The 12,190-nt window shown below is 63.4% G+C and carries 10 protein-coding genes and 1 tRNA gene; 10 read left to right on the top strand and 1 reads right to left on the bottom strand.

Annotation, left to right across the window (positions count from 1 at the left end; translation table 11 throughout):
- Positions 1-179: 179 nt before the first annotated feature.
- The 9 genes from LOC57_RS01575 to LOC57_RS01535 all read left to right on the top strand — a co-directional run bounded on the left by LOC57_RS01575 (position 180) and on the right by LOC57_RS01535 (position 6,722).
- Positions 180-252, top strand: a tRNA-Trp gene (locus LOC57_RS01575).
- An 83-nt stretch (positions 253-335) separates the two neighbouring features.
- Positions 336-617 carry a preprotein translocase subunit SecE gene (secE, locus tag LOC57_RS01570; protein WP_227912777.1) on the top strand — a complete coding sequence of 94 codons (282 nt, stop codon included), beginning with the start codon at positions 336-338 and terminating at the stop codon, positions 615-617.
- A 93-nt stretch (positions 618-710) separates the two neighbouring features.
- Positions 711-1,502 carry a transcription termination/antitermination protein NusG gene (gene nusG, locus LOC57_RS01565; RefSeq protein WP_227912778.1) on the top strand — a complete coding sequence of 264 codons (792 nt, stop codon included), beginning with the start codon at positions 711-713 and terminating at the stop codon, positions 1,500-1,502.
- A 129-nt stretch (positions 1,503-1,631) separates the two neighbouring features.
- The gene (gene rplK, locus LOC57_RS01560; RefSeq protein ID WP_146361026.1) at positions 1,632-2,063 is read left to right on the top strand and encodes a 50S ribosomal protein L11; all 432 of its coding nucleotides are present in this window, start codon (positions 1,632-1,634) and stop codon (positions 2,061-2,063) included.
- Between the two features lie 110 nt (positions 2,064-2,173).
- Positions 2,174-2,881 carry a 50S ribosomal protein L1 gene (gene rplA / locus LOC57_RS01555; protein ID WP_227912779.1) on the top strand — a complete coding sequence of 236 codons (708 nt, stop codon included), beginning with the start codon at positions 2,174-2,176 and terminating at the stop codon, positions 2,879-2,881.
- A gap of 130 nt (positions 2,882-3,011) precedes the next feature.
- Complete coding sequence (locus tag LOC57_RS01550) at positions 3,012-4,118, top strand: GNAT family N-acetyltransferase (protein ID WP_229957691.1); 1,107 nt, start codon at positions 3,012-3,014, stop codon at positions 4,116-4,118.
- 283 nt (positions 4,119-4,401) lie between these two features.
- On the top strand, positions 4,402-4,971 hold the full coding sequence (rplJ, locus tag LOC57_RS01545; protein WP_227912781.1) for a 50S ribosomal protein L10: 570 nt from the start codon (positions 4,402-4,404) through the stop codon (positions 4,969-4,971).
- A 61-nt stretch (positions 4,972-5,032) separates the two neighbouring features.
- On the top strand, positions 5,033-5,407 hold the full coding sequence (rplL, locus tag LOC57_RS01540; protein WP_227912782.1) for a 50S ribosomal protein L7/L12: 375 nt from the start codon (positions 5,033-5,035) through the stop codon (positions 5,405-5,407).
- A 160-nt stretch (positions 5,408-5,567) separates the two neighbouring features.
- Positions 5,568-6,722, top strand: a complete 1,155-nt coding sequence (locus tag LOC57_RS01535; RefSeq protein ID WP_229957689.1) for an SLC13 family permease — start codon at positions 5,568-5,570, stop codon at positions 6,720-6,722.
- Here the strand turns inward: LOC57_RS01535 and LOC57_RS01530 are convergent.
- Complete coding sequence (locus LOC57_RS01530) at positions 6,719-7,939, bottom strand: acetyl-CoA C-acetyltransferase (protein ID WP_229957687.1); 1,221 nt, start codon at positions 7,937-7,939, stop codon at positions 6,719-6,721. The two genes, LOC57_RS01535 and LOC57_RS01530, sit on opposite strands and share 4 nt — an antisense overlap.
- A gap of 626 nt (positions 7,940-8,565) precedes the next feature.
- Here LOC57_RS01530 and rpoB point away from each other — a divergent pair.
- Positions 8,566-12,066 carry a DNA-directed RNA polymerase subunit beta gene (rpoB, locus tag LOC57_RS01525; RefSeq protein ID WP_227912785.1) on the top strand — a complete coding sequence of 1,167 codons (3,501 nt, stop codon included), beginning with the start codon at positions 8,566-8,568 and terminating at the stop codon, positions 12,064-12,066.
- Positions 12,067-12,190: the final 124 nt, after the last annotated feature.

Genomic DNA, 12,190 nt, shown 5'->3' with positions numbered 1-12,190 from the left:
GGCGCCGGTTCGACGTGGGCGCAAACTTTGCGTAGACTGGTTCCTCGGTGGTTCTCCTCACCACGCTGTTTCGTGCCCAACGATCGGGATGCCGGTCGGGATTCCGATCAGGGATTATCCTGGAATAATCCGGTCGCCGGGTGCGGCTACAATAGTGGCGGTGGGGATATTTCCTCCATAGGGTAGTGGCGCAATTGGTAGCGCAGCGGTCTCCAAAACCGCAGGTTGCAGGTTCGAGTCCTGTCTGCCCTGCGCAGAACTGTCATCCGGCAGCTCAGCAGTCCTTCATGGAAGCGCACAGTCCAGGTTTGTGCGCCAGCCGTGTACCTACACAGATGAGTGAGGCGAAGGTGACCGAGACAGCTGCCAGCAGCTCCAAGGGACACCCCTCCAGCGGGCCCAAGAAGCGCGGCTTCTTCGCGGCGATCGCGCTCTTCCTGCGTCAGGTCATTGCGGAGCTGAAGAAGGTGGTCACCCCCACCCGCAAGGAACTGCTGAGGTACACCCTCGTGGTCCTGGCCTTCGTGGTCGTGATGATGGTTATTGTGACGGTTCTCGACTTTGTCTTTGGTGCCGGCGCACTGTGGATCTTCGGTGAGGGCGGCGGCGAAAGCTAGTCCCAGACCCTGCGTTCCACCTGCGGGATACGGAACCGGAGACCATGAGCTAGTGCCAAAACCGATAATGCTCTGAAGAAAGCAGGAATCCACGTGTCCGAGCAAGAACTCGAATCACAGGTCAATGACAATGCCGCTGATCTGGATACCGAGGATGAAATGACCGCAGCCGACGTCGACGAGGCGCCTGCTGCTGTTGATGCATCGGCAGACGAAGCAGACGTTACCGAAGAGGCAGCCGACGCTGAGGTTTCCGCCCCCGAGGCCGAAGAAGAGCCCGAGGAAGATCCGGTCGACGCCTTCAAGGCAAAGCTGCGCCGCCAGGAGGGTGACTGGTACGTCATCCACTCCTACGCCGGCTACGAAAACCGCGTGAAGTCCAACCTCGAGACCCGCATCCAGACCTTGGACATGGAAGAGGACATCTTCGAAATCCAGGTCCCGATGGAAGAAGTTGTCGAGATCAAGAACACCACCCGGAAGATCGTGAACCGGGTCCGCATTCCCGGCTACGTCCTGGTCCGGATGAACCTGACAGACGAATCGTGGGGCGTTGTGCGCCACACCCCCGGCGTCACCGGCTTCGTGGGCAACGCCCACAACCCGACGCCGCTGAGCCTGAACGAAGTGTTCTCGATGCTCGAGCACACCGTGGTTTCGCCCAAGACCGAAGCCGGCAAGCCCGCTGCCCAGCAGTCGGCTAACATTGCCGTGGACTTCGAGGTCGGCGAGCCGGTCACGGTCAACGAGGGCCCGTTCGAAACCCTCCAGGCCACGATCTCCGAGATCAAGCCCGAGTCCCAGCAGCTGGTGGTCCTCGTGACCATCTTCGAGCGCGAGACTCCTGTGACCCTTGGCTTCGGCCAGGTCACCAAGCTCCAGTAGCTTTCAGACTTCGCTGCCAGCAGGTCCGCTTTAACCTGCAGGCAGCGTCCGGCCACCAAGCCATGGCGGCCACCAACCCGGATGGACGCTCCTGTCCTCCGGGAACATAATTTAGAGAAGGACCCTTTCATGGCCCCCAAGAAAAAGGTCACCGGCCTCATCAAGCTGCAGATCAACGCAGGTGCCGCCAACCCGGCTCCTCCGATCGGTCCGGCACTTGGCCAGCACGGTGTCAACATCATGGAATTCTGCAAGGCGTACAACGCTGCAACGGAATCCCAGCGCGGCAACGTTATCCCGGTTGAAATCACCGTTTACGAAGACCGTTCCTTCACCTTCATCACGAAGACTCCTCCGGCTGCACAGCTGATCAAGAAGGCTGCCGGTGTGGCCAAGGGTTCCGCAACCCCGCACACCGCCAAGGTTGCCAACCTGACCCAGGCCCAGGTCGAAGAGATCGCCACCATGAAGATGGAAGACCTCAACGCCAACGATGTCCAGGCAGCAGCCAAGATCATCGCCGGCACCGCCCGTTCGATGGGCATCACCGTAGAGGGCTAAAGCCCCCTGCGTTTCAATTTCACATAAATGCCGGTGCCCCCAACGGGACCGGCGCGTGGCAGGGCCGGGCGCGGTCCGACAGACCACAACTGCACAAGGAGAAAAAGCAGATGGCAAAGCGCAGCAAAGCATATGAAGCAGCTGCAGCCAAGATCGATGCGGACAAGCTGTACGCACCGGTCGAGGCTGTAGAGCTGGCCAAGGACACCAACCCGTCCAAGTTCGACGCAACCGTTGAGGTGGCTTTCCGCCTGGGCGTTGACCCCCGCAAGGCTGACCAGATGGTCCGCGGCACGGTCAACCTGCCCAACGGCACCGGCAAGACGGCCCGCGTCCTCGTTTTCGCAACCGGCGAGAAGGCTGAAGCAGCAATCGCTGCCGGCGCCGACTTCGTTGGTTCCGACGACATGATCGAAAAGGTCGCCGCAGGTTGGACCGACTTCGACGCAGCAGTGGCTACCCCGGACATGATGGGCAAGGTCGGCCGCCTGGGCCGCGTGCTCGGCCCGCGTAACCTCATGCCGAACCCGAAGACCGGTACGGTAACCCCGAACGTCGCCAAGGCCGTTTCGGACATCAAGGGTGGCAAGATCGACTTCCGCGTCGACAAGCACTCCAACCTGCACTTCATCATCGGCAAGGTGTCCTTCGATTCCCAGAAGCTGGCTGAGAACTACGCAGCCGCCCTGGAAGAAGTCCTGCGCCTGAAGCCGTCGGCTGCCAAGGGCCGCTACATCCAGAAGGCCACCGTGTCCACCACGTTCGGCCCGAGCATTGCCGTTGACCCCAACGTCACCAAGGTTCTCGCAGACGCATAGTCTTCGAGCATCTTCGGAAGGGTTTCCTTCTGCTTGAGGCGGCCGCAGCTTTTCGCTGCGGCCGCCTTTTTGCTGTCCGGCAGGGGCCGCGTTTTTGGCACCGGCGCCGTTCTCCGGCAGGATGTGGGCCATGACACAGATTTCCATCGAGCATGTTGCGGTCCCGGCAAGCCTGGACGGGCCGGGCGGCGCGGACTTCCTGGCCATCGCAGACCTGATGAATACCCAGCAGCGCGAGATCTGGGGCAATGATGATTTCTACGGAACGCCGCAGTCCCAGCTGGCAGGCCGGAGCAGCACTCCTACCCGGCGGCGCTTGATCCTGGCCGCACGGGCCGTGGAATCGCGAGAAATTCTGGGTGTGGTCCAGCTGAACCTTCCGCTCACCGACAACCTGCACACCGGAAACGTCAATGTTGTGGTCGCCCCGGATGCCCGGCGGCAGGGGGTGGGCACGCAGTTGTATTTCGCCGCCGAGCAGCTGGCCGCCGCCAACGGCCGCCGCATGCTGATGACGGAGACCGAGCACCTCGTGGGGGTCGGCAAAGCCGATGTTGACCCGGACCGTGAAGACTTGGCGGGCACCGATACGGCACGGTTCATTCCGAACGACGCCGCGGCCTCCTTCGCCGCCAAGCTCGGCTTCCGGCTGGAACTGGTGGACCGTGTCAGCCGCCTGGACCTCTCGGATTACGACGGCGGAAACGCGTTGCAGGAGCAGGCCGCCGCGGCAGCGCGCGCCGGCTATGAACTGGTGTTCTGGCGCGGCGCCTGCCCGCAGGACCTCGTCGGGGCGTATGCGCAGCTGCGGCAGAAGATGAGCACAGATGCACCCCAGGGCGGCCTGGATCTGGCCGAAGAGGCCTGGGACGAGGCGCGGGTGCGGGAGGCCGAGGCCCGGGAAGTAGAGATGGATTACGAGTCGCTGGTCTGCGCCGCCCGGCACGCCGGTTCCGGGGAGCTGGCCGGGCATACCGTCCTGGAGGTCTTCCGGAACAACCTTTCCGTGGCCTACCAGGACGACACCTTGGTGCTGGGAGGCCACCGGGGCCACCGGCTGGGGATGCTGATGAAGGCCGCGAATCTGGCGCGCCTGCGGGAAGCCGTTCCCGGGGCCGAGCGCGTGTACACCTGGAATGCCGAGGAAAACCGGTACATGCTCTCCATTAACGAGCAGCTGGGATTCCGTGCCGTCGGATACGCGGGGGAGTGGCAGAAACAGCTGGCCTCCGCCTGATCCGCCGGGATTTGTCCCCTGCCCGAATGTCCCGTACTCTTGAACTACCAAAGACCGTCGGTCGATGTGCATTCAATCCCACCGTGAGGCTGAACCTTCAGTTCTCTGCGTGTGGACTACGGTTGGAAATACATCCGAAAGTCCCTTGCCTAAAGGGCGGCCTGCGCAGGTGAACGAACTGCACTCCGGATTAGTCCGTAGAGTGAAGCCCCGTGCATCTGCCCGGGGCGTTTTTTATGTTCGGGACCCGATCCACCGGCACTATTTCCCCGGAAGGAGGGTTATGGCAACGCCAACAAAGGTGTCAGCAGTCGAGGAGATCACCACTGATTTCAAGGAATCGACCGCTGCTGTCCTAACCGAATACCGCGGGCTCACCGTTGCACAGCTCAAGGAGCTGCGTCGTTCGCTCGGCCAGGACACCAAGTACTCGGTCGTTAAGAACACCCTGACTGGCATTGCAGCCAAGGAAGCCGGCATCGACGCGTTCGAAGGCCAGCTTGCCGGACCTACTGCAATCGCCTTCATCAAGGGAGACGCAGTTGCAGCTGCTAAGAGCCTGACGGATTTTGCCAAGTCCAACCCGCAGCTCATCATCAAGACCGGTATCTTCGAGGGCAATGCCCTGGATGCCTCCGGTGTAGCCGCACTGGCTGCTCTTGAGTCCCGTGAGTTCCAGCTTGCACGCGTCGCCGGTGTCCTCAAGGCACCGATGTCCATGCTGGCACGCACGGCTGATGCACTGCGCCTGAAGCTCGAAGAGGAGAGCGGCACTCCCGCTGCTCCCGCTGCAGAAGAGGCTCCGGCCGCTGCAGAAGAAGCTCCGGCCGCAGAAGCAGCCACCGAAGAGTAAAACCTCTTCTCATCCAATCTCCGGTGCCTGCGCGCACCAACTATAGGAAGGACGCCACACCATGGCGAAGCTGACCAACGAAGAGCTCATTGAAGCCTTCAAGGAACTGTCCATCATCGAGCTCTCCGACTTCGTGAAGCTCTTCGAAGAGACCTTCGACGTTACCGCTGCTGCCGTTGCCGTTGCCGGTCCCGCCGCCGGTGCCGCTGAGGCCGCTGAAGAGAAGACTGAATTCGACGTCATCCTCGAAGCTGCCGGCGATAAGAAGATCGCAGTGATCAAGGAAGTCCGTGCCCTGACTTCCCTGGGTCTGAAGGAAGCCAAGGACCTGGTTGACAGCGCTCCGAAGGCCATCCTCGAAGGTGCCAACAAGGAAGCCGCTGACAAGGCCAAGGAAGCTCTCGAAGCTGCCGGCGCCACCGTCACCGTCAAGTAGTTTTCCTTTTCGCAGCCTCGGCTGTGAAACACAGAAAGACCCCGTCCTCCGGACGGGGTCTTTCTGCATCCCCAGTGTCCATATCCCCAGTGTCCATATGTCCGGTGTCCACCTACCAGCAGCCGCGGGAAGCGGCACGAAGCAAGGGAACCACTTACCAATGCGGCAGCTACTGATCCTGGGACCGCTGGCAGCGGCCGCGGCGGCGTGTGTGCTCAGCGGAGCGTTGCCGCCTGCCGAGTTCAGCGCGCTGATGGGCCGTATCGGTCCCATCCTGGTGTTCGTGACGGCGGCGACCGTCGTGAGCTACCTCGCTGACGCCGCAGGACTCTTCCGGGTGCTGACCCGGTTCACTGCCCGGCTGGGGCGCGGCCGGACCTTTGCCCTGTGGGTGCTGGTCCTGGGCCTGACCTCGGCCTCCAGCATCTTCCTCTCATTGGACACAGCCGTTGTGCTGATCACTCCGCTGGTCGTGGCGCTGGCTGTGGAGGCCAGGCTCCCTCCCATTGTTTTCGCGCTCAGCACGGTCTGGCTGGCCAACACCGCGTCCATGCTGCTGCCCGTTTCGAACCTCACCAACCTGCTGGCCCAGGAAAAGGCCGATCTGCACCCCCTCGAATACGCGGCGACCGTCTGGGCTCCGGCGGCCGCCGGCATCCTGGTGCCCGCGGCGCTCCTGTGGCTTGCCTTCCGGCGCTTCCTGCGCGGCAGGTACACGGGCCCGTCCGAGCCGGTTACGGTGCCGGACCGCGGGCTTCTGGTGCTGAGCGGGGCAGTAGTGGCCCTGCTGCTGCCGGCTCTCGTCAGCGGCATCCACGTAGCCATTCCTGCCTCCGCCGCGGCCATCATCCTGGCCGCGGGATTCCTGGTCCGGCAGCGGAGCGCGTTTGCCTGGGACATGGTTCCGGTGATGCCGGTGGTCCTGGCCGTGAGCCTGTTCGTCCTGGTCCAGACGGCCCACAGCCACGGGCTGGCCACCCTGCTGGCGCAGGCCGCGGGCTCGGGGGAAGGCTTTGGCGATCTGCTGCAGCTGGCCGGTGCGGGTGCCGTTGCGTCCAACGCGGTGAACAACCTCCCGGCCTACCTTGCGCTGGAACCGGCGGCGGACACTCCCGTCCGCCTCGCCGCGCTGCTGGTGGGGGTCAATATGGGGGCGATCGTGACGCCCTGGGGTTCCCTCGCGACCCTGCTCTGGTATGACCGGATGCGCTCCATGGGGGTGGCCGTACGCTGGGGCCGTTTTATTGCAGCGAGCTCAGTTGCCGCCGTCGTCACCGTGACGGCGGCGACGGCGGCCCTGTCGCTGGCGGCCTAGGAGTCTTCGCGGAACAGCAGGAGGGCTTCACCCTGCCCGCCGCCGCCGCACAGTGCGACGCCGGCCCGGCCGGAACCGCGCCGGAACAGCTCGTGTGCGGCGGTCAGGGCCAGCCGGGCACCGGACGCCCCGATCGGGTGGCCCAGGGCAATTGCCCCGCCGTGCAGGTTGCACTGTTCCAGGTCCATGCCCAGTTCATTCAGGGACTGCACGGCCACAGCGCCGAAGGCTTCGTTGATCTCGATGAAGTCCAGGTCCGAGACGCTCCATCCGGCCCGTTCGAGCGCGGCGGAAAGTGCATTGGACGGCTGTGAATGCAGGGTGTTGTCCGGACCGGCGACCTGGCCGGGCAGTCCAACGGAGGCGAGGATTTCCAAACCGTTCGCCTCGGCGTAGCCGCGGGTGGCTAGGACCAGGGCCGCTGCGCCGTCGGAAAGCGGTGAGGAGTTGCCGGCCGTAATGGTTCCCTCCGGGTCGAAGGCCGGGCGCAGGTTCGCGAGGGTGTCCACGGTGGTGGCGGGGCGTACGCCTTCATCGAGTGTCAGCACCAGCGGCTCGCCCTTGCGCTGCGGAACGGTGACGGGGACGATCTCGGCGTCGAAGATCCCCGCTTCCATGGCCGCCGCCGCCCGTTGGTGCGAGGCCGCGGCCACTTCGTCCTGTTCCAGCCGCTTAATCGCCAGTTTGGTGTTGCCCCGCTCCGTGGAGATTCCCATGGAGTCGTTGTCGAAGGCATCGGTCAGGCCGTCGTGGGCCACGGAGTCAAGCGCGGAAATGTTCCCGTAATTCCAGCCCTGCCGGGCACCGGGCAGCAGGTGCGGGCCGCGGGACATGGATTCCTGGCCGCCGGCCACCACAACGGTGGCCTCCCCGCCGCGGATCAGGCGTGCGGCATCGATGACGGCGGCCAGGCCGGAGAGGCAGACCTTGTTCACGGTAACGGCGGGAACGTCCCAGCTGATGCCCGCCTTGATCGAGGACTGGCGGGCAGGGTTCTGCCCGCAGCCGGCCTGGACCACGTGGCCCATGATGACGCTGTCTACATCCGCAGCAGGGACGCCGGACTTCTCCAGCGCGCCGGCGATGGCGAAGGCGCCCAGTTCAACGGCGGTAAAGGGGGCAAGCTGGCCGTTGAGCCGGCCCTGCGGGGTGCGCGCTCCACCAACGATTACCACTTCGGTCACGGCTGCTGCCCCGGGGGCTGCGGAGTTGCTCATGGCTGGTTCAGTCCTTTGTGTTGTATTCGTCATCGAATGCTGGATCAAGGGTACGCCAACCGCCGGGGCCGGGGAGAGGGATCTCACACGGTTAGGCGCCCGCCTGGGCCGGCGGGCGCCCCGGTGCGCCGGGAGGCACCCCCGGCCACCACATTCGGGGAATCTTGCGGTAAGGTATCTGTATCCGATGCGTGAACGGTGCGCCGGTGTCTCGTCTGTTACCGATTGTCGGTTACCGATTGTCTGTTACCGACTGTTGTTGGATTGCTATTGGTCTGTTCCGGACGGTTATTGCCTGTTACTCCCCGAATACACGGGATCCTAAGCGGGGTCCTACGCGAGGTTGCAGCCGGGATTGCGCTCCCGGTGCCATCCGACACGGGTTGAGTGCAGCAGGCTTGACGAAACCGGGTAGACTTGTATGCCCATAATGCCCTATAGTGGATATTTGCTTCCTCCTGTTAACCTTCAGCCTTCATATAGCGGTGGGCTATGTTCCGTGCCGGGCAGTATCCGTAACCCTCGGATGTGCCCTTTGCCGGACACCGGGACGCACACGGACTCGGTCCGTGCAGTGCAGGGGAGGAAGCGCGAAACACGCCTGAAGGTCTGTGGAAGGATCCCTCTTGGTCGCCTCGAGCACCTCTAATAACGAAACCGCTACTAATCCGGAGAACGCAGCTTCCCGGATTTCATTCGCAAAGATTCACGAACCGCTTGACGTTCCCAATCTTCTTGCCCTGCAGACAGACAGCTTTGACTGGCTCGTCGGCAACGAGCGCTGGAAGGCGCGCGTGGAAAAGGCACGGGAGACCGGCGAACAGGGTATTGCCACCACCTCCGGTCTGGCTGACATCTTCGAGGAAATCTCCCCGATCGAAGACTTCCAGGGCACCATGTCCCTGAGCTTCTCGGAGCCGGAGTTCGCCGACCCGAAGTACACCATGGCCGAGTGCAAGGACCGGGACGCTACGTACTCGGCTCCGCTGTACGTGAAGGCCGAGTTCATGAACAACAACACGGGCGAAATCAAGCAGCAGACCGTGTTCATGGGCGACTTCCCCCTCATGACTGACAAGGGAACGTTCGTCATCAACGGCACCGAGCGTGTCGTTGTTTCCCAGCTGGTCCGTTCCCCGGGTGCCTACTTCGAGCGCACCGCGGACAAGACCAGTGACAAGGACATCTACACCGCGAAGATCATTCCTTCCCGCGGTGCATGGTTCGAACTGGAAATCGACAAGCGCGACCAGGTGGGTGTCCGCCTGGACCGCAAGCGCAAGCAGTCCGTCACCGTGCTGCTGAAGGCGCTGGGCTGGACCGAAGGCCAGATCCTCGAGACCTTCGGCGAGTACGACTCCATCCGTGCCACCCTGGAAAAGGACCCCACGGAAACCCAGGAAGATGCCCTGCTGGACATCTACCGCAAGCTGCGTCCGGGCGAGCCGCCCACGGTCGAGGCTGCAAAGACGCTGCTGGAAAACCTGTACTTCAACCCGAAGCGCTACGACCTGGCCAAGGTTGGCCGTTACAAGATCAACCGCAAGCTGGGCATCGACAAGCCCCTGACGGACTCCGACGCATCGGTCCTGAACAATGACGACATTGTCGCCATGATCAAGTTCCTGGTGGCACTGCACGCCGGTGAGAAGACCGTTCCGGGCAAGCGCGACGGCAGCGACGTCGACATCCGCGTGGAGGTCGACGACATCGACCACTTCGGCAACCGCCGCATCCGCGCCGTCGGCGAACTGATCGAGAACCAGATCCGTACGGGCCTGTCCCGCATGGAGCGTGTGGTCCGCGAACGGATGACCACCCAGGACGTCGAGGCCATCACGCCGCAGACCCTGATCAACATCCGTCCCGTTGTGGCTGCCATCAAGGAGTTCTTCGGAACGTCCCAGCTCTCGCAGTTCATGGACCAGAACAACCCGCTTGCCGGACTGACGCACAAGCGCCGCCTGTCCGCGCTGGGCCCGGGTGGTCTGTCCCGTGACCGTGCAGGCATGGAAGTCCGAGACGTCCACCCGTCCCACTACGGCCGCATGTGCCCCATCGAAACCCCTGAAGGCCCGAACATCGGCCTGATCGGTTCGCTGGCTTCCTACGGCCGCATCAACGCCTTCGGCTTCATCGAGACTCCGTACCGCAAGGTGGAGAACGGCGTCGTCACCGACAAGGTCGACTACCTGACCGCCGATGACGAAGTTGAGCGCACCATTGCCCAGGCAAACGCTCCGCTGCGCGCCGATCAGCACTTCGAAGAGGACCTGGTCCTCGTCCGTGCCCGCGGCGGTTCCGGCGAGCCCGTCCTGGTCGAGCCCGACGAGGTCGAGTACATGGACGTCTCCCCGCGCCAGATGGTGTCGGTGGCCACGGCCCTGATTCCGTTCCTGGAGCACGACGACGCCAACCGCGCCCTCATGGGTGCGAACATGCAGCGCCAGGCTGTGCCGCTGCTCCGTTCCGAGCGCCCCGTTGTGGGCACCGGCATGGAGAAGTACACCGCAGTTGACGCCGGCGACTCCGTGACCGCCAAGAAGCCCGGTGTTGTCACCGAGGTTTCCGCTGACCTCGTTACCGTCATGAACGACGACGGCACCGAGACCAGCTACCCGATCATGAAGTTCGAGCGCTCCAACCAGGGCAACGCCTACAACCAGCGCGTGCTGGTCTCCGAAGGCGCCCGGGTCGAGGTCAACAGCATCATCGCCGACGGTCCCGCAACGGACCAGGGTGAACTGGCCCTTGGTAAGAACCTGCTCGTGGCATTCATGTCATGGGAAGGCCACAACTACGAAGATGCCATCATCCTGTCCCAGCGCATGGTCTCCGACGATGTCCTGACCTCCATCCACATTGAGGAGCACGAGGTTGACGCCCGCGACACCAAGCTTGGTGCCGAGGAAATCACCCGCGACATCCCCAACGTCTCCGAAGAGGTGCTGTCCCAGCTCGACGAGCGCGGCATCATCCACATCGGTGCAGAGGTTGAAGCCGGCGACATCCTGGTTGGCCGCGTCACCCCGAAGGGCGAAACGGAACTGACCCCCGAAGAGCGCCTGCTGCGCGCCATCTTCGGCGAGAAGAGCCGCGAAGTACGCGACACCTCCCTGAAGGTTCCCCACGGCGAGTCCGGAACCGTCATCGGCGTGCGTATCTTCGACCGCGACAACGACGACGAGCTGCCCCCGGGCGTGAACCAGCTGGTCCGCGTCTACGTGGCGCACAAGCGCAAGATCACGGACGGCGACAAGCTGGCCGGCCGCCACGGCAACAAGGGCGTCATCTCCAAGATCCTCCCGATCGAAGACATGCCGTTCATGGAAGACGGAACCCCGGTCGACATCATCCTGAACCCGCTTGGTGTTCCGGGTCGAATGAACGTTGGCCAGGTCCTGGAAATCCACCTGGGCTGGGCTGCCAAGCAGGGCTGGAAGATCGAGGGCGAGCCGGACTGGGTCAAGGACCTGCCGAACCTGCCCCGCGAGACCGGCCCCACCACGGTTGCCACTCCGGTGTTCGACGGCGCGAGCGAGGATGAGATCGTCAACCTGCTCGACTCCACCAACGTGACCCGTGACGGCAACCGCCTGATCGGCGCCTCGGGCAAGGCCCGGATGTACGACGGCCGCTCCGGCCAGCCGTTCCCGGACCCGATCTCGGTCGGCTACATGTACATCCTGAAGCTGCACCACCTGGTGGACGACAAGATCCACGCACGTTCCACCGGGCCGTACTCCATGATCACGCAGCAGCCGCTGGGTGGTAAGGCACAGTTCGGCGGCCAGCGCTTCGGTGAAATGGAAGTCTGGGCCCTGGAGGCGTACGGCGCCGCCTACACGCTGCAGGAACTGCTCACGATCAAGTCCGATGACATCCATGGCCGCGTGAAGGTCTACGAAGCCATCGTCAAGGGCGAAAACATCCCGGAGCCCGGTGTTCCGGAATCGTTCAAGGTCCTGATCAAGGAAATGCAGTCGCTCTGCTTGAACGTGGAAGTCCTCTCCACCGAAGGCAACACGATTGAAATGCGTGACTCGGATGAAGAAGTCTTCCGGGCCGCGGAGGAACTGGGTATCGATCTGTCCCGCGCAGAGCCCAGCTCCGTCGAAGAGGTTTAGCTGGTAGATCCGCCCGGGAGTTCGTCGGGCGGTTCGGAACGGCGGCAACGAAATTCCTTGCTCGCAGAGCTCGCAGGAATATTAAAGCCGCCTAACCCGAACCGTCCGGCGGACGCAGGGTGGG

The organism is Arthrobacter sp. zg-Y750 (genome assembly GCF_020907365.1).
Lineage (GTDB): Bacteria > Actinomycetota > Actinomycetes > Actinomycetales > Micrococcaceae > Arthrobacter_B.
Note: the sequence above shows the minus strand (reverse complement) of the source record. Positions and strands in the feature narration are given on the sequence as shown.

Bases quoted from the DNA above. Each gene is read 5' to 3' on its own strand.
- secE (WP_227912777.1), top strand. From the start codon at position 336: ATGAGTGAGGCGAAGGTGACCGAGACAGCTGCCAGCAGCTCCAAGGGA.
- rplK (WP_146361026.1), top strand. From the start codon at position 1,632: ATGGCCCCCAAGAAAAAGGTCACCGGCCTCATCAAGCTGCAGATCAAC.
- rplA (WP_227912779.1), top strand. From the start codon at position 2,174: ATGGCAAAGCGCAGCAAAGCATATGAAGCAGCTGCAGCCAAGATCGAT.
- LOC57_RS01550 (WP_229957691.1), top strand. From the start codon at position 3,012: ATGACACAGATTTCCATCGAGCATGTTGCGGTCCCGGCAAGCCTGGAC.
- rplJ (WP_227912781.1), top strand. From the start codon at position 4,402: ATGGCAACGCCAACAAAGGTGTCAGCAGTCGAGGAGATCACCACTGAT.
- rplL (WP_227912782.1), top strand. From the start codon at position 5,033: ATGGCGAAGCTGACCAACGAAGAGCTCATTGAAGCCTTCAAGGAACTG.
- LOC57_RS01535 (WP_229957689.1), top strand. From the start codon at position 5,568: ATGCGGCAGCTACTGATCCTGGGACCGCTGGCAGCGGCCGCGGCGGCG.
- LOC57_RS01530 (WP_229957687.1), bottom strand. From the start codon at position 7,939: ATGAGCAACTCCGCAGCCCCCGGGGCAGCAGCCGTGACCGAAGTGGTA.